Raw genomic sequence first — 17,308 nt, 5'->3', positions numbered from 1 at the left:
GGGTGTCGCTCAAACGCCTCCGGCTGACAGTGGAGCGTGCTTAGGAGACGCTCGCCGCGGTCCGAGCGCGGTCGCCAGACTGCGACGTGCCCTGCTGGATCGCCGTGTTCTTACCAGCGGCGGAGGGCAGGCCCTCCTTGAGGTTCACGCCAGCCGTGATGATGAGCTTGTCGAGCAGCAGGAAGCCGCAGTTCGACGCAGCCGGCACGGAGAACGCGTTGTCAACGAGCTTCTGGCCGGTCTGCGTCAGCACCGAGCCATCGGAGTTCGTCGTGGCCGTGCCCGAGGTGCCGGAGATCGGCGTGTTGGGCGCCGGCGGAGCGGTCGTGCCGAGCGTGAGGCGCAGCGTGACCGGGTTCGAGTTCGAGCCGATGTAGCAGCCCGAGCCCAGGAACGGGTTCGTCAGGTGGACCTTGATCGGCAGCGTGATTGCCGTGCCCGACCCGAAGAGGTAGTTGAGGAAGTCGAACTGCACGTTGCCGGCCAGCTCAGCGGTGGCGTACACGTCGTTGACCGACGAGACAGCCGCGTTGAACAGGTCGATCAGGATCCCCGACCAACCACCCGTGTTGACGAGCCCAATCAGGCCGCCCGGGACCTTGATCGGCGTGGCGTCCAACGTCTTGCCACCGTTGGCCGCGTTGTACCAGGTCGTCGCGCCGTCGAACGAGAAACCGCCCTGAAGGACGATCGGCGTGGACGCCGTGATCGGCACCGTCGCGTTGCCCAGCGTGAACGAGCCGGACGTGATCGTCGACTTGAGGCACGTCTGGACAGCAACGTTCTGGTACGGGCAGTACTTGAACGGCGCGAAGTCGCCCGTCGGGGCCGCAGCCATGGCGGACGACGAGAGGGCAAGCGCACCAACCGCGACGGCAGAAGCCACCATCGGTCTAAGAGACATCCTGATCCGCATAAGGGATCCTCCTGTATTTAGGACATCGGATTGATAAGGACCGGGCGCGCAGAGCCAAACCCACTCGTACGACCTACGAAAGCCCCATCCCCCATGTGCCCGGGCGCGCGGAACGGCTACGCGCTCGGGGCGTGCCGATCATACCCAGAAGCATTTCCGAGAGTCAATAGACACAATCGTGTTTTGCTCCTCGATTTGGAACGACAAAGGGCGCCCGGAGGCGCCCTCTGCACGAACCACTCGATGATCTAGGACTCTTATGACTTGACGGTGACCCTCTTGGTCAGCTTCACCGTCTTGCCGACCGTGGGCTTGTAGGCGACGCTCACCATCACGGAGACCTTCCCGTGACGCTTGAGCGCGGCCCGCGCCTTGCTCGTCAGCGCAGCGGTGACCGTGGCCTCCGGCCCTTCCTTCAGCGTCCTGGACGCGCGCGAGAGCAGACCGCCACCCGTGACCGTCACCTTGCCGGCGCCGAGGTTGCCGACCTTGACCGTGACGGCCTTCTTCGTCGTCTTCGTGCTCTTCACCGACGGCTTGCAGCCCGCCACGCGCGGCTTGCTCGTGCCGACCTTCGTCTCGCCGTTCTGCCCGGTGTAACGCAGGTCGAACGTCATGTCGCGGCTGCAGGTCGACTTCCCGGTGACCACGAGGATGCCGTGCTTGCCGCCGTTGATCTTCAACTTGAAGGTCTTGATCGGCGCATCCGGCAGGTCGTGGAACGTCGCCACCAGGCGATCGCTGGAATCCACCTGCGAGCTCGCCCGAATGTCGATCGTGACGCCGTCGGCCGACAGCGGGATCCAGAGATCCGGCAGCGACGAGACGATGCGACCGCTGGCCGTCTTGCGACGACCCTCGACGAAGTACACCGGGCCGCTCAGCTCGTGCGGGAGCACGGAGCGTGCGGTGGCGCTGCCCACGATCGAGGCCTTCGGGCAGTTGTAGGCCTTGGCCTGCTCGGGCTTGCAGAGCGCCTGCGCGTTCTTGGGCTCGAGCACCAGGGCGAGCGGCAGCTTCGCCTCCACCTTGTCGTAGTTAGAGCCGCCGCCCGGATCCGTCAGGGTGGCCTCGACGCCCGGAGACGTCCCGTCCTTGGTCGACTTGCTGCCGTTCAGCTTGACCGCGAGCTTCGGCTTGAGATCGAGGTCGCCGCAACCGCCGACCTGGAAGGCGACCACCTGGTCGCTACTCCCGCCGCCTAGGGCCCCGAAGCTCCCGAAGATCGACTTCTTGTCGCAGTTCGTCGGGTTCTTCATGAACTTCGCGCGATCGATCGTGAGACCCACCTGGCGGAGTCGGAGCGGGATGCCCTGGATGATCGTCGGCAGCGGATCGGACTTCACCGTCACGTGCGCGTCGGTGCGGTCCACGTAGATCCCGGCCCGCACCACCACGATCCCGAGGTCGAACGGCCCGGCCTGACCGGCCGTCGGCACCGCGATCGACAGACCGAACGGCGCATCCTTGTAGGGACCCGTCAGGTAGACGCCGCCCGTGAGGGACAGCGGCTGTGCGCCCGGGCCGGACAACGTGGTCGTCGAGCCGATGCGGCTCGCCGCCGGGCAGGTCCCGCTGGCCGCGGAGGCGGCATCACACTGCGGGACCGAGCCGATGTCGGCGAGCAGGCCCGCCGGCAGCGCCGTGCTGATCTGCGACAGGAACGGCATCCCGTCCGATCGCGTCAGCGTGAACTGGAACGGCGAGAACTGGCCGGCCTGCGGGTTCGTCGACCCAGCCGTGAAGGACGGCGCGAACGCCTTCGCCGCGCAGTTCTGATCGATCCGCGTCGGCGAGTCGCTCACCACCGGGGTGTCGGACGCCCACGACGTGATCTCCACGTGCGTGTTGTACGTGCCGCAGACCGTCGGCGTCGCCAGCGCGGCCTGCGAGCCGCCCTGGAACTCCACCTTCATCTCGGAGAAGGGCAGCTGCGGCGTGTTCTCGAACGTCGCCGTCAGCTGGCCCGTCGACGGGTCGAGATCGATCTTGCCCGGCAGCTTGAGGTAGAAGCCGGGGCCCTTGATCGCGATGTACAGCGCGACCAGGGAGTGGAACGGGTTGTCGTTCTGCGTCGCCAGGATGATGTCGCCCGACAGGGGGTCCGGCAGGACGGGCGTGTCGACCGTCACCGTGCCGAGCTTGGCCGAATCGGGGCAGGTCGGCGCGGCGTTGCTGCCGAGGCCGATCTGTGCCGGAGAACAGGCGCCCAGCCCAGCCGCTGACGACGGCGAGACCGACATGCCCTGCGGCATCGTCATCTTGACCGTGCGCACGTGCGCGGTGGACAGTCCGTCGGGCTCCTTTGACTGCGGAACCTTCAGGTCGACGCTCAGGGCCGTCGGCGAGTCGGCGACGCGGGAGAGCGCCTTGACGTCAGCGGTCGGGTTGAACGGGAGGCGATCGCAGCCCTCGAAGATGAACGGCGTGCCGTCCGAGTCGACGGTCGTCGTGCGGGTGTCGAAGACGCCGCGGTTCTGCCACGAGTCGCCACGCATCGTGAACGAGACCGGGGTATCGGTGCACGACGTGGGAGAGGAGAAGAACGGGACGCGGACGATGTCCGGAATCGACTGCACAGGTTGGGTCGGGTCGACGATGCCGCCACGGAACGCGTCGTGGGAAGGATCGGCCGGAACGCCCCACAGCGTCAGCTTGACGGACTCGACCGCCAGCGCCTGCGAGATCGAGATGCTGCCGGCCGAGATGCCGTAGTCCCCGGGACGCACGCGGCCGTCGATCAGGGCGACCGTGCCGATGTAGTTGAACCCAAACCGGGCCGGGACGTCCGGGCCGTGGGCAAGGTTGAAGACGCCGACGACGGCGGTGCCTGGACCCGAGTCACCGTCGACGCGCACCTCTGCGTAGCCGACCTGGCTCGACAGCGGGCAGTCGGCCCGGCCCTCTCCGGGCTTGGCGAAGTCTCGGGGATCGCATTCGGTGACGGCGTTCGGATTACCGATCATGCCGGCCGGCAGGTCGACGTCCACGGAGTGGACCGACTCGTCCGGCCCGGGCTGGACCCGTCCGTCGACCACCGCGTTCGGGTTCACCGGGAACGACAGGTTGACCGTGAAGTCCGGGTGGCCACCCGCCTGACGCGAGAACTGGCCGTTCTCCGTGAGGTCGAACGTGCTCCTGTCGAAGGTCAGGTTGGCCTTCGCCGTCCCCGCCGCCAGCAGCATCGCCGTGAGAGCGGCGAGCACGAGCCACCACATATGGGCACCAGTCCGACGCCGATCGCTGAACATCTTGTTCTCCATGGTCGTTCCCTCGAAGGTCAGATCGCTCATGACTCCCCCTACTTGTTGAGGGTCCGGGAGTACTTGGCCGAGGCGGTGCCCCAGCCTCCAGCGAGGCTCACTTTGACCGCGAGCTTGAACTTCTTCTTGGCGCGCTGCATCGACTGCGCCTTCTTGCTCAGCCGGACGCTGACGCTGTAGGTGCCCTCCTTGGTGACGTTCCGATACGTCCTGACCACCCGATCGCCCGAGATCGTGATGCGCCCACGCTGTGAAGCGTGAAGGGTGATCTTCACCGTCTTGGCACCGACGGAGACCCGCGTCACGGACAGCTGCACCTTCTCCTGGTTGGTGCGCTTGGACTTCGTGCCCGGCTGCGGCGGGGATCCGACCGGCGGACTGACGATCGGCCCGGGCCCTGGCTCCCCACACTCAGCCTTCGCGCACTGGGCGTTCGGCGGCGCCGGGTTCTGCGCGGCGAGGCCGCCACCGACACGGGCGGCATAGAGGTCATAGGTCTGATCGGTGTCTTGCCCGACCAGACCTTCCGAGGTGGTGAAGAACACCGAGCTACCGTCGGCCGAGCTGTCGGCCAACGTCGCGGTGAAGTCCCGGTCGCCGGGGCTGATCAGCGTCAGCCGACCCTTGTAGTACTCGTAGACGTCACGAGAGCCGTTGTGATCGGCGCTGAGCAGCGCTGCCGTCGTGTCGAAGTAGGCATGCCCATCGTCGGTGACGACCTGGGGGAATCGGTTGCTGAGGGTTCGACTCGGCACGGGCAAGCCGCCAGGGCGAGAGGTTCCGTCGACGGTGCAGGCCAGGCACACGTCGTCACCTGCCACGGCGTCATAGAGCCGCAACGTCCCGTCGCGCGTCGTGAGGTTGGCGCTCGTGAGGTAGTTGAAGTAGCGGCCGTTGGGGCTCGCGTACCCGAAGTCCCCGCCCGAGAGCTTCGCGGGGAACACGACGTCCAACTGCCCATCGTGCCACGCGACGAGTTGGTTGTTGGAGTTGAAGTAGACGGTCCTGCCGTCGTTGCCGACGCCAAGCACGTCAGAGGATCCGTCGTTGGTCGTATCCAGCGGACCGAGGTACTCGAGGCCTCCAGACGAGGCGTCGTACCGGTACATCATGGGTCCGCCAGCGGTCGCGTCGGCGGTCAGCTGGACGCTCGATTGGAAGATGACGTAGTTGCCATCGCTGCTGACGTCGTAGCCGATGCCAGGCTGCGGCGAGCCGGTCGGCGAGCCGCCGACCTGAGACCTCGAGACCGCGATCACATCGCCGTTCGAGCGCCGCAGGTAGACGCCCTCTTCCCCGCTCGTGAGGGAGAACGCCCACGTCTTACCGTCGTCGGACACGAGCCGGTTGGCGACCCGATCGCTCGACTGGACCCAGGTGTCCCCGGTGGGGATGTTGCCGTTCGGCAGTCGCGAGATCAGCGAGAGCCCGCCCGTCTTGGTCCACTTGTACATGGCCACCTGCGGTGCGCCGGCAATCAACGGGTACCGGGAGATGAGGACGACCCAACTGAAGTCGTCAGCGCCGGCGATGAACGAGTTCCCACTCAATGGGCCGGCCAGCTGCGCGAACGCGCCCGGCTGGGTCGTGGTGCCGATGAGGTGGTACTGGCCGGTGTCAACGTCGTTGATGTAGTAGTTGCCGGCGGACTCGACGGCATCGGGCGTGAGCGCCTTCTGGCTGACCACGAACGTGTGCTTGAGGTCGCCGGACACCGCCTGGGTGACCGCGAACATGATGGCCCGCGTTGGAGCGAGTGGCGGATCGAGCGCCTTCTGCCCGGTCCAGTTGCTGCCCGGATCCCGGCTCGTGACGTATCGCGAAGCCTGCGATGCACTGGAGGCGTCAGCCGCCGGCGCAGCCGCGCTGTACACGATCCCGGAGCCGTCCGACTTGGCCTGGAAGCCCCAGTTGTTGAACAGCGCCAGCCCGTTCTTGTTCGGGGAGGTGGCCTGCTCGTACGCGCGGTGAGGCGCCACCTGGTCGACGCCGAGCGTGGTGAACGTCCTGTCCGCGCCGTACGTCGTGCCGGCCGCGTTCGTGGCGGCCAACCGGTAGTGGTACTCCGTCCCCGGCTGCAGGCCCTTGGCGGTCTGGGAGAACGTGCGCGGCGTCCGCGAGTTGCCGGCGACCGCCTCCCGGTTAGCCGGAACGCGACTGCCGTAGTTCGTCGTGAGGCCGTACTCGAAGTGGTAGGTGGTCTGATCGCCGAACGTGCCGATCGTGCCGGTCAGCTCCGCAGACGCGTCATCGGGGCTCGCCCCGCCGGTCGTCACGACCGGCGGATCGAGGGCGGTGCGGAACGGCTCCGCGGCCGAGAGGGCTTCGACCTTGCTGGTGTCGTTGATCGCGTACGTCCGGACGAGGTAGCGGGTGTTGGGGTCCAATCCCGTGAGGTCCTCGACGATGCTGTCCTGTGTGGGATCCGACAGGTTCGTGTGAGGCGGCAGCCGATGCCAAGGGCTCGAACCGTCGGAGGTCTGGTAGCGCTCGCACGGATCGGAAGCCAGGCAGTACTCGATCCACGCCGTGCTCGGCTGGCCGTCGGTCGCGACGACGCCGGACAGGTGCGCCCCGGTAGCGGCGATCTGCGAAACGACCGGTGCGTCAACGCCGGGGCGCGTCCCGAACGTGAAGATGTGGGCGCTGCCGTTCGTCAAGCCGACGTAGAGCTTGCTGCCATCCGGCGAGTAGGCCAGCCCGGAGCTGTCCGCAGCCACCGCGCTCGGGATCACGATGGAGTCCTTGAGGGCGTTCGCCGCGGTGTAGAGCCTGATGATGGTGTCAGCCCGCTCCCGGAGCTCCACGGCGACCTCGCCGTTCTGCGGGTTCACCGCGATGCCGATCGGCCGGGCGAGGCTCTCGGGGATCGGGACCTGCAACGAACCCTTCCAGCTGCCGTTGGCGCCCATGTGCTCCACACGTCCCGGGGCGGCGACGGCGTAGATGTCCTGGTTGGGCGCGATGGCGATGCCGGTGGGGGTGAACGCGCCCCCGTCGGAGGTCGAACCATCGAACGACGACAGCTCAGCACCTGACGCGGCGTCGAACCGGTGGATCCCACCGGCAGCGCCGACCACCAGGTCACCGGTGACGGGATCGACCACCAGGCCGCCGATCTGGTTGAGCGCGACGCCCGGGGTCCAGAGCGGGTCCTGGGTGTAGGTCGGCGTCGGCGCTCCGTCGCTCGTCAGCTTCACGATCGTCGGGCCGAACGCGTCGAGCACGAACACGGTGCTGCCGTCGGGGCTGGCGGCGACACCCGACGGCGAGACGCCCAAGCTGGGCCGAGAGATCGACGTCCCGGCCGGATTGAGGACGTCGATCGAGAACTCCGTCTGACGGATGATGAAGACGTTGCCGTCGTCGAGGCTGATCGAAACCGGGCTGAAGTTGGCTCCGATGCCCCAACTCCCGGTGTCGGGCGTGCCGATGTCGCTCGTGTAGCCGTAGGACTGCCCCGGCGTAGCCGCGGTAGCCGACGAGGCGAACACGCCCAGAACCACGAAGGCCAAGAACGACAGCGCTCCGAAGAGAACGCGCTCAGCGTTCACCCAACTCTTGCGAGCCATCCGGCTCTCCTCCCACTCGACGACCCAAAAGCCGGTTCTCCCACCGGACCGCGACGACTATAGTCATGGGTGTTTTCTAGAGTCAAGCCCGTGTTTCCAAACATGGCTGCCTAGGACCTAAATGGCGAGTCGCCGCCCAGTCCTTGGTTTGGAACCTTCCAGTAGTTAAAGCGCTGCGTCCCGCACAGAGGCGGGACGCAACGGAACTGCGGTGAGACGAGAGCGATTACGCAGTGCGGTTGAGGACCGGGCCAAGCGTGCCCGTGCCACCCGTGGCGTTCGTGATCGTGATCGTCTGCTCGGACAGGTGACCCGTGCCCGTACCCAGCAGGCAGGACGTGCCCGAGGAGTGCGTGACCGTCAGGCCCGTGCCACTAGTAGACAGAGTGACCTTGCCCTTGGCCGGGCTAACCGGGTTGCTGTACGAGCCGGGCGTCGTGCCCGTGATGTTGCACAGCGCCGTGTTGCCCGCCACGAGACGCGCAACGCAGTTCACATCGGCAACGCCCGACGTGACGCCGCCGGAGAACGAGGCTCCAGTCAGCGTGAACCCACAGTGGACGTACGTGGACTGACCCGCCAACGTGCACGGGCTGAACGTAATAGTGCCGGGGACGTTGTACGTGGCGCCGACGACCGAGCCGCCCGCCGCCGTGCCCGTGGCCGACGAACCCGTGCAGGCCAGGTTGTTGGCACCGACCGACAACGTGCCCGGGCCACCCGTGGCCGTGAAGGCCGTGTTGCCCGTGTTGTGCCACGTCACCGCACCAGCGGTCGCCGACACGACGCCCATCAACGACGCCAGCGCCGTGACGAGCACGGCAAAGCGCGCAATCCTGCTCATAGTGTTCTCCTACTCCTACTTGGGATGGTGCGACGCGGATGCGCCGCAACGGCGTGCGAGCGTCCACGGCGACATTGCCGCCATGGCCACGGGCCGTCTACCGGAGGCCCCCACCAAGGCGCCTCCTGAGATCTAGGACCGCTCGCGTGTCCACCGGACTGCGTTAGCTCCGGCGACCCGCGACAGGGACCATCTTCAGCGCTACACCGGGGCGGCCACCAGAGCCAGGTGCTCAGGATGTGCCAGGCGTCAGGGACTGCCGCCACCGGCCGCAGCTGTAGTTACACGTGAGGCCGCGACCCGTTCGCACGGGCCGCGGCCTCGGGCCTCCGCCATCCCAAGCGGAGTAGGAGTACTGCGGTGTCAATGGCGGGCGCGCCTCGCCCGGGGGCGAGGCGCGGTGACCGTCTTGTGTGCTCCCGGTTGATTACGGGTGGCGAGTGATGATGGGGCTGCCGGCCACCGTAGTGACCGTGATCGTCTGCTCGGAGAGGTGGCTCGGGCCCGTGCCCAGCAAGCAGGAGCTGCCCGTCGCGTTAGTCGTGGTCAGGCTCGTGCTAGTAGTCAGAGTGACCTTGCCGGGCGTGCTCGTGGCGGCCGTGGGGTTGATGTAGTGGCCGACCGTGGAGCCTTCGATGTGGCAGAGCGCCGCGTTGTTGGCCGTCAGGCGCGCGACGCAAGTCACGTCCGCCACACCCGTCGTGAACCCCGGCTCCGCGAACGCGGACCCAGTCAGCGTGAACCCGCAGTGGACGTACGTGTTCTGTCCGGCCAACGTGCACGGGCTAAACGTCACAGTGCCCGGCACGCTGTAGACGGCGCCAACGAAGCTCGCCGCTGCCGTAGCCGACGCAGTCGTACCCGTGCAGTCCAGGTTGTTGGCACCAACCGAGAGCCGGCCCCCGACGCCCGTGGCATGGATGACCGTGCTGCCCGTGTTAGTCCACGTCACCGCGCCGGCGGTCGAGGACATCACGGCAAACAGCGACGTCAACGCCGTGACGAGCACGACGATACGTGCGATCTTGCTCATAGTTCTACTCCTGTACCTCGTGAGATAGGCAACGCCATCTAGGAAGGGCGCCGCCAGGACAAAACGCGTCGTGCGCTAGGACCACCATCACGAGGTCGCTCTGCCAACCGTCCACCACAGAGGGGAGTGCGACCGCTCGCAGCTTTGCGAGCCGGGAGCCATGACATCGCCTCGGCGGTGCGCCCGCCAGAGCCAAATGCGCAGGACGTGCCAGGACGTCAAGGACATCGCCGATCCGCAGCAGCGCTGCACAACAACCCGCTACACCGTAGAGAGGTGCCCCACCACTCTCGCCCCACGACCTCGCCGCTGCGGACCCGTAACTACCGCCTCTACTTCTCCGGCCAGCTCGTATCGGTCCCCGGCACCTGGCTGCAGACGGTCGCTCAGGCGTGGCTGGTCCTCCAGCTCACACCCTCAGGTTCAGCTCTAGGGATCACGGTCGCGCTGCAGGCGCTACCGGTCCTGCTCCTCGGCCCGTGGGCCGGCGCGGTCGCCGACGCGACCGACAAGCGCAAGATGCTGCTGGGCACCCAAGCGCTACAGGCGGCGCTCGCGCTGGCGCTCGGAGCGCTAACGGTCGCGGGCGTCGTCGAGTTGTGGATGGTGTGGGTGCTTGCGCTCGGACTCGGCGTTGCCCGAGCGCTCGACGTGCCAACGCGGCAAGCCTTCGTCTCCGAGCTCGTCACCCCCGAAGCGCTGCCGCGCGCGATCTCCATCAACTCGACCGTCGCCGCCGCCGCGCGCATGGTCGGCCCCGCTGCCGCCGGCGCCCTGATCGCCGCGCTCGGCGTCGGGACGTGCTTCCTGATCAACGGCGCGTCGTTCCTCGGACCGCTGCTCGGGCTCGCGGCCATGGACACCGCCAAGCTCCACCGGCCGTCGATGCCACCAAAACGCCAGCCGCACGCCGTCCAAGAGGGGCTCAGCTACGTGAAGGACCGCAAGGACCTGCTCGTCCCCCTCCTCATGATGGCCCTCGTCGGCACCTTCGCCTACGAGTTCCAGGTCACGATCCCGCTCCTCGCGCACGAGACCTTCGACCTCGGCGCCACCGGCTTCGGCCTCCTCTACGCCGCGATGGGCCTCGGCTCGGTCGTCGCGGGGCTCACGGTCGCCGGCCGCGTCGCGCCGCGCATCCGCACCATCACCGTGGCGGCGCTGGTCTTTGGCGCCAGCCTCGCGCTGGCCGCCATCAGCCCGACGCCGGAGATCGCGGCGCTGTTCCTCGCGGCGACCGGCGCGGCCAGCGTCGTCTTCTCCTCAACCACCAACGCCACCGTCCAGCTGCGCGCCGCGCCTCGCATGCGCGGGCGCGTGGTCGCGCTGTACATCGTGGCCTTCATGGGATCGACCCCGTTGGGCGGTCCACTGGTCGGCGCCGTCGGGGAGGCCGCGGGCGCGCGAGCGGCGCTCGCGGTCGGCGCGCTCGGGTGTCTCACCGCTGCGGCGCTGGCCGTCGCGACCAACGCTGGAATCGATTTTCACCGCCGGTCGGCGCTCTCCGCGGGACCGCCCGCATCTCCAGACCGCTAAAGACGCTTCGAACCGGACGCCGTCAAGACACCTATGGGCCAAATGGCAAGGAAATGTCGAACGGTCGCGGTCCGCGCGGGTCGCGGCGGGGCAGTCGCGGGCATTGGCCGGATTTCCGGGCTCTGCCGCGGGACACGCGCGACGGCAGATGTCACATCCCGAGCCACTCCACCGTCCGGTGCGCTGAAACCTTTGCACACGTTTTCGTATCTGACCGCTCAAGATCGGGCAAACTAGTCCCGGAGGCTCTGACACACCCATAGGTTCGGGGCCAAGCGGAAGACAGGAGATCCGAATGGAAGCGAAGATGCAGCTCGCCGCGAACTTGCGCCGTTTGCGCAAGGAGCGGTGTTGGTCCCAGGAAATGCTCGCGCATTTCGCCGGCCTGCACCCCACGGAGGTCAGCCGGTTGGAACGAGGTCTGCGCGAGCCGCGCCTGCGGACCGTCATGCAGGTGGCGGCCGCGCTGAAGGTCCCGGTCCAGGACCTGATCGCCCCGCCGGAGAACGCCCCGGAGCCTGAGCCCGTGGCGTGAGCCCATAGCCTTGCCGCCCTTGCGGCGGTGTCCGCTGGAGCACGGTTGCTTGCAGGATCACTGCAAGCTCCTCAATCCCAGAACAGGTCCGTCGATGTACCTGGACGGATATGCCTTCAGGCAGGGGATTGAATGCTCCGTTCGGGGAGCGGCGCCGCAAGGGCAGGCAGGCCGGGCAGCTGAAAAGCCGCGGCCTCGTCGTCGATCTCGGACCCCAGCAACGGGCCCGACAGGCGGCACGTGCGGCGGAGCAGCTGTCCCGAGTAGTCGTCGAGGGCCTCGAGGAAGGGGTCGTCGTCACGGACGCCGAGCGGCGCGCGGTGTCCTGGAACCCCAGCGCCCTGCGGATCCTCGAGCTCACCGCCGAGGAGCTGAAGGGCCGCGTCGCCCCCTTCAAGGACGACCTCGAGATCGTCTTGGACAGCGAGGGCCGCGGGCTCGGGCCCGACGAGTCGCTCTCCCTGCTGGCCCAGCGAGCCGGCCAGACCGTCACCGGCACCTCGACGCGGATCGACCGTCAAGGCCAGCAGCAGTACCTCCGCGTTCACGCGCGCCCGCTCAACCGCGCGGCGAGCGAGACCGCCGGCATCGTCCTCACGTTCGCCGACATCACGCCGACGATCGCCACGCAACGCACGCTGCAGGAGGAGCGCGATCGCGCGCAGCGCTACCTCGAGGTCGCATCGACCCTCGTGGTGGTGCTCGACGCGCGCGGCCACGTCGAGCTGATCAACCGTCAGGGCTGTGAGCTGCTCGGCTTCGAGGAGCAGGAGCTGCTCGGGCGCGACTGGTTCGACGCGGTCGTCCCGGCCGCCGACCGGCTCGACGCCCGACGCGCTTTCGCACGTGTCGTAAGTGGGGTCGAACCGCCCCGCGATTCGCTCGAGACGTTCGTCCGCACCAACGGCGGCGACGACCGCAAGATCGCGTGGCGCAACTCAGCACTCCGTAATGAAGAAGGTGAGATCGTCGGCGTCCTGCGGTCCGGCGAGGACGTCACCGAGCGCCGCCGCGCGGAGGCGCAGGTCGCCTACCTCGCCTACCACGACGCGCTGACCGGCCTGCCGAACCGCACCCAGCTCGAGGAGCAGCTGCGCACCGATCTGGCGCGCGCTCGTCGCAGTGGCGAAGCGGTCGCGCTCCTCTACTTCGACCTCGACAACTTCAAGCTCGTCAACGACTCGCTCGGCCACGCCGCCGGCGACGACGTGCTACGCGAGACCGCGCGGCGCGTGAGCGAGCTGGTTCGCGGCGGCGACGTGCTGTGCCGCCAGGGCGGCGACGAGTTCCTGCTGTTGATGCACTGCCCCGGCGCCGACACCGCGGCGGAGGCGGCGCAGCTGGCCGCCGAGCGGATCGCCGCCGCGCTGGAGCGCCCGTTCGAGATCTCCGACGCGGAGTTCCACATCGGCGCGTCGATCGGCGTCGCGCTCTGCCCCGAGCACGCCGACGACGCCGAGAAGCTGCTGCGCTACGCCGACGCGGCGATGTACCAGGCCAAGCGCTCCGGCAGCGGGACGATCGCGATCTACCAGAAGCAGCAGGGCGACGCGCGCGCCCGGCTCTCGCTCACCGCGCGCTTGCGGCGGGCGATCACCGAGGGCGAGCTGCGCCTGCACTACCAGCCGATCGTCGCCCTCGGCGACGAAGGCCTGACGGGCTATGAGGCCTTGGTGCGCTGGGAGGACCCCGTCGAAGGGCTCGTCCCGCCGGGGTCGTTCATCCCGATCGCCGAAGAGACCGGGCTGATCGACGCGATCGGCGACTGGGTGATCGACGAGCTCTGCCGCCAGGCGCGCGAGTGGGCCGCCGTCGACTATCGGCCGCGGCTGTCCTTCAACCTGTCGCCGCGCCAGCTGCGGCGGACCGACCTGGTGTCCTCGATCGCATCCACGATCGACTCCTACGGGTTGCGTCCCGAGCAGTTCTGCGCGGAGCTGACCGAGACGACGGTCATGAGCGACGCCCACCGGCACCGCTCGCTGCTGGACGAGCTGCACGAGGCGGGGCTGACGATCGCGATCGACGACTTCGGCGCGGGGCACTCCTCCTTGGCGCGATTGCGCGACCTGCCGGTGCAGGTGCTCAAGGTCGACCGCGCGTTCCTGCAGAAGGTGCCAGACGACCGTGGCAGCGCGGCGATCGTCGCCGCGATCCTGGCCCTGGCCGAGGCGCTGGACATGACCACGATCGTCGAAGGGATCGAGACGGAGGAGCAGCTCGTGTTCCTGCGCGCGCACGGGTGTCCGTTCGGCCAGGGGTTCTTGCTGGGCCGGCCGGTGCCGGCGTCCGATCTCTCCTCGAAGGACTTGGTGGTGCGCCCGTGAACGGGTCGTTGCAGCAGATCGCATCGGAGCTCGACACGACATGGGTGATCGTCACCGGCGTGTTGGTGATGTTCATGCAGGCCGGCTTCGCCTGCGTCGAGATGGGCTTCTCGCGCGGCAAGAACGCGGGTGCGGTCGTCGCGAAGATCCTGATGAACTTCTCGATCGCGTCGCTGGCGTGGTGGGCGTGCGGGTTCGCCCTGGCGTTCGGCGGCGGCGCGTCGTTGATCGGGACGTCAGGGTTCTTCCTGGACCACGGCTCGGTGTTGGCCAGCGGGTCTCCGATCGCGGGGCGACTCGACGGCGCGGGCGCCGGCTTCTTCTTCTTCCAGCTCGTCTTCTGCGCGGTGTCGCTGGCGATCGTGTGGGGCACGACGCTGGAGCGGATCCGGTTCATCGCCTACCCGATCTATGGCGTGGTGTTCGCGGGCGTGATCTATCCGCTCGTCGCGCACTGGATCTTCGGCGGCGGGCTGCTGGACAAGGTCGGCGCGGGGATGCAGGACTTCGCCGGCTCGACGGTCGTGCACTTGACGGGTGCGACGGGCGGACTCGCCGCGTTGCTGTTGCTCGGCCCGCGCGAGGGCAAGTACGACGCGGCCGGTCGCCCGCGCGCGATCCCGGGGCACTCGATGCCGCTGTTCGGGATCGGCGTGCTGATCCTGTGGTTGGGGTGGTTCGGGTTCAACCCGGGGTCGACGCTGGGCACCGGCGGCAACCGCTTTGCCGAGGTGGTCGTGGTGACGAACCTCGCGGCGGCGGCGGGGGTCGTCGGCGCGGCGATCGCGGCGCAGACGCTGACCAAGTCGCTCGACATCGGCATGATCGGTAACGGCGCGATCGCGGCGCTGGTGGCGATCACGGCGCCGTCAGGGTTCGTCGAGTTCTGGGCGGCGCCGATCATCGGCCTCGTCGCCGGGCTCATCGTCGTGGTCTCGGTGCTGCTGATCGACCGGCACCTGGACGACCCGGTGGGAGCGCTGAGCGCCCACGGCGTCGCCGGCGTCTGGGGCACGCTGTCCTGCGGGCTCTTCTCGTCACCGCGCCTGGTCGGCGGCGACGACGTCGTCGGCGACCCGGGTCTGTTCTACACCGGCTCCTTTACCCAGCTCGGCGTCCAGGCCTTCGGCATCACGATCGCCTTCGTCGTGGTCTTCACGTTGTCCTACATGACGTTCGCGACGATCAAGGCCCTGTTCGGCCTGCGCGTGACGCCCGAGGAGGAAGAGGCCGGCCTCGACATCGTCGAGCACGGCATGTACGGCTACCCGGAGCAGTACGTCGACTCCTACGACCTAGAGCCGTCGTCGTTATAGGCCAACGGGCAGGGCGAACACTGGTAGGTTCGCCCCCTCGCGGGTAGATTCAGAGTCCGTCTCGTCTAGAGATGGTCCTAGTTGCTGTACCGGCAGGGGAGGCTCGCTCCGGACTTCCGCGCGAGCGAGTCTCTCTGCCGTTCTGCCTCAGATCGCGTTTGGCCGCGCCGCTTCGCCGGTCCCCGGCCCCGGCACGTTGCGGAACTTGAAGGGCGCCGCCTCGCGGCCCGGCTGAACGAACCACGCCTCGCCCGTCCCGCCGCCGCGGATGATCTGCAGCACCGTCGCTGCGACCGTTTCGGCCGGGATGAGCTGCACGCCCTGCGCGTCGAGGATGTTGCGGATCGGGTCGACGATCTTGGACTCCGCGAAGCCCGGGCAGATCGCGTTGAAGGTGATGTTCTCGTCGGCCAACGCCGGACCCATCGCGCGCGCCAGCCCGACGACCGCCGCCTTGTTGGCGGCGTAGACCGGGTCGAAGGGCACGGCGGTAAGGCCGGCGAGCGAGGCCGTCGCGACGATCGCCCCGCCGCCGCGGGCCTTCAGCGCCGTCAACGCGTGGTGGGTGCCGAAGACGACGCCGTCGAGGTTGACGCCCATCGCCTGGCGGTAACGGCTCAGGTTGAAGTCCTCGCCGAGGCCGAAGCCGCTGGCGATCCCCGCGTTGAGGAAGGCGATGTCCAGGCCGTCGGCCTGATCTACGACGAAGTCGATCAGCCGCGAGTTGGACTCGAAGGTCGACACGTCGCCGACCCAGAAGTGCCCGCCGACCTGCTCGGCGACCTCGCGCGCGCCGTCCTCGTCGAGGTCAGCCACGATGACCTCAGCGCCTTCCGCCGCCAGCGCCAGCGCCGTCGCGCGCCCCAGGCCGGACGCGCCGCCGGTCACGAGCGCGACCTTGTCACGGAGTTCCATCACGCGACCTCCAACACCAACTTGCCGACGTTGTCGCCGCGGAACAGCATCTGCAGCGTCTCGGGGAAGTCGTCGACTCCGCCGGTCACGACGTGCTCCTTGGTGACCAGCTTGCCCTCGGCGATCCAGCCCGCGATCTCCGCCGCCGCCTCGCGGTAGCGCTTGGCGTAGTCGAAGACCACGAAGCCCTCCATGCGCGCGCGGCTCACCAGCAGCGCCAGGTAGTTCGCCGGGCCGCGGACGGCGGTCTCGTTGTTGTACTGGCTGATCGCCCCGCAGATCGGGATACGCGCCTTCATGTTCAACCTGGTCAACGCCAGATCGAGGATCTCGCCACCGACGTTGTCGAAGTACACGTCGACGCGATCCGGCGTCGCGGCGCGCAGCTGCTGCTTGAAGTCCTCGGCGCGGTAGTCGACGGCCGCGTCGAAGCCGAGCTCGTCCGTCAGCAGCGCGCACTTCTCTGGCCCGCCGGCAATGCCGACCACGCGCGCGCCCTTGACCTTGGCGATCTGACCCACGAGCGACCCGACCGCGCCGGCCGCGCCGCTGACCAGCACCGTCTCGCCCTCCTTCAGGGCACCAACGTCCAACAGCCCGAAGTACGCGGTCATGCCCGGCATGCCGAGTGCGCCCAGGTAGGTCGGCAGCGGAGCAGCGCTCGCATCGACCTTGAGCGCGCCCCGCCCGTCGGTGACCACGTGCGACTGAACGCCGAAGGTGCCGACCACGTGATCGCCGACCGCGTAGTCCGGGTGGTTGGACTCGGTCACCTCGATCACCGAGCCGGCGCGCATGACCTCCCCGATCCCGACCGGCGGGATGTAGGAGCGCGCGTCGTTGAGCCAGCCGCGCATCGCCGGATCCAGCGAGATGAACTTCGTGACCCCCGCGAACTCGCCGTCGCCGGGTGCGCCCACCGGCTCGTCGACGTGCTCCCAGTCGGTCGGCTTGATCTCCCCTTGCGGGCGTGCAGCAAGACGGACCTGACGATTCGTGACAGACATTGGTACTGGACAGTACCGACGGGTTCGGGCCACTGCTACCGTCA

11 protein-coding genes are annotated in these 17,308 nt (G+C 68.2%); 4 read left to right on the top strand and 7 right to left on the bottom strand.

The genetic code is table 11. The features are described from left to right. Positions 1–40 precede the first annotated feature (40 nt). The 5 genes from ACT01A_RS17285 to ACT01A_RS17265 all read right to left on the bottom strand — a co-directional run bounded on the left by ACT01A_RS17285 (position 41) and on the right by ACT01A_RS17265 (position 9,628). Positions 41–838: a hypothetical protein gene (locus tag ACT01A_RS17285; RefSeq protein WP_445148331.1), complete on the bottom strand. Its 798-nt coding sequence runs from the start codon at positions 836–838 to the stop codon at positions 41–43. A gap of 335 nt (positions 839–1,173) precedes the next feature. Continuing rightward, entirely contained in the window at positions 1,174–4,209 is a 3,036-nt protein-coding gene (locus ACT01A_RS17280) for a hypothetical protein (RefSeq protein ID WP_445148330.1), read from the bottom strand. 8 nt (positions 4,210–4,217) lie between these two features. Next, complete coding sequence (locus ACT01A_RS17275) at positions 4,218–7,751, bottom strand: hypothetical protein (RefSeq protein ID WP_445148329.1); 3,534 nt, start codon at positions 7,749–7,751, stop codon at positions 4,218–4,220. A gap of 226 nt (positions 7,752–7,977) precedes the next feature. Next, positions 7,978–8,595 carry a hypothetical protein gene (locus tag ACT01A_RS17270; RefSeq protein ID WP_445148328.1) on the bottom strand — a complete coding sequence of 206 codons (618 nt, stop codon included), beginning with the start codon at positions 8,593–8,595 and terminating at the stop codon, positions 7,978–7,980. A gap of 427 nt (positions 8,596–9,022) precedes the next feature. Beyond that, positions 9,023–9,628, bottom strand: a complete 606-nt coding sequence (locus ACT01A_RS17265) for a hypothetical protein (RefSeq protein WP_445148327.1) — start codon at positions 9,626–9,628, stop codon at positions 9,023–9,025. Between the two features lie 276 nt (positions 9,629–9,904). Between ACT01A_RS17265 and ACT01A_RS17260 the strand changes: the two genes are divergently transcribed. The 4 genes from ACT01A_RS17260 to ACT01A_RS17245 all read left to right on the top strand — a co-directional run bounded on the left by ACT01A_RS17260 (position 9,905) and on the right by ACT01A_RS17245 (position 15,342). Beyond that, positions 9,905–11,164, top strand: coding sequence for an MFS transporter (locus ACT01A_RS17260; RefSeq protein ID WP_445148326.1), 1,260 nt, complete (start codon positions 9,905–9,907; stop codon positions 11,162–11,164). A 295-nt stretch (positions 11,165–11,459) separates the two neighbouring features. Continuing rightward, positions 11,460–11,699 carry a helix-turn-helix domain-containing protein gene (locus ACT01A_RS17255; protein ID WP_445148325.1) on the top strand — a complete coding sequence of 80 codons (240 nt, stop codon included), beginning with the start codon at positions 11,460–11,462 and terminating at the stop codon, positions 11,697–11,699. A gap of 110 nt (positions 11,700–11,809) precedes the next feature. Continuing rightward, complete coding sequence (locus tag ACT01A_RS17250) at positions 11,810–14,026, top strand: putative bifunctional diguanylate cyclase/phosphodiesterase (protein ID WP_445148324.1); 2,217 nt, start codon at positions 11,810–11,812, stop codon at positions 14,024–14,026. Continuing rightward, positions 14,023–15,342 carry an ammonium transporter gene (locus tag ACT01A_RS17245; protein ID WP_445148323.1) on the top strand — a complete coding sequence of 440 codons (1,320 nt, stop codon included), beginning with the start codon at positions 14,023–14,025 and terminating at the stop codon, positions 15,340–15,342. Before ACT01A_RS17250 ends, ACT01A_RS17245 begins: the two co-directional genes overlap by 4 nt. 147 nt (positions 15,343–15,489) lie before the next feature. Here ACT01A_RS17245 and ACT01A_RS17240 read toward each other — a convergent pair whose 3' ends face one another. Continuing rightward, a complete protein-coding gene (locus tag ACT01A_RS17240) occupies positions 15,490–16,257 on the bottom strand; it encodes an SDR family oxidoreductase (RefSeq protein ID WP_445148322.1) in 768 nt (255 codons plus the stop codon). Then, positions 16,257–17,264, bottom strand: a complete 1,008-nt coding sequence (locus ACT01A_RS17235) for an NADP-dependent oxidoreductase (protein WP_445148321.1) — start codon at positions 17,262–17,264, stop codon at positions 16,257–16,259. The genes ACT01A_RS17240 and ACT01A_RS17235 overlap by 1 nt, the downstream gene beginning before the upstream one ends. Positions 17,265–17,308 lie beyond the last annotated feature (44 nt).

The organism is Baekduia sp. Peel2402 (genome assembly GCF_052567285.1).
Note: the sequence above shows the minus strand (reverse complement) of the source record. Positions and strands in the feature narration are given on the sequence as shown.

Excerpts from the sequence above, each read along its gene's own strand:
- ACT01A_RS17285 (WP_445148331.1), bottom strand. The coding sequence starts at position 838 with ATGGCTGCGGCCCCGACGGGCGACTTCGCGCCGTTCAAGTACTGCCCG.
- ACT01A_RS17280 (WP_445148330.1), bottom strand. The coding sequence starts at position 4,209 with ATGAGCGATCTGACCTTCGAGGGAACGACCATGGAGAACAAGATGTTC.
- ACT01A_RS17275 (WP_445148329.1), bottom strand. The coding sequence starts at position 7,751 with ATGGCTCGCAAGAGTTGGGTGAACGCTGAGCGCGTTCTCTTCGGAGCG.
- ACT01A_RS17270 (WP_445148328.1), bottom strand. The coding sequence starts at position 8,595 with ATGAGCAGGATTGCGCGCTTTGCCGTGCTCGTCACGGCGCTGGCGTCG.
- ACT01A_RS17265 (WP_445148327.1), bottom strand. The coding sequence starts at position 9,628 with ATGAGCAAGATCGCACGTATCGTCGTGCTCGTCACGGCGTTGACGTCG.
- ACT01A_RS17255 (WP_445148325.1), top strand. The coding sequence starts at position 11,460 with ATGGAAGCGAAGATGCAGCTCGCCGCGAACTTGCGCCGTTTGCGCAAG.
- ACT01A_RS17250 (WP_445148324.1), top strand. The coding sequence starts at position 11,810 with ATGCCTTCAGGCAGGGGATTGAATGCTCCGTTCGGGGAGCGGCGCCGC.
- ACT01A_RS17240 (WP_445148322.1), bottom strand. The coding sequence starts at position 16,257 with ATGGAACTCCGTGACAAGGTCGCGCTCGTGACCGGCGGCGCGTCCGGC.
- ACT01A_RS17235 (WP_445148321.1), bottom strand. The coding sequence starts at position 17,264 with ATGTCTGTCACGAATCGTCAGGTCCGTCTTGCTGCACGCCCGCAAGGG.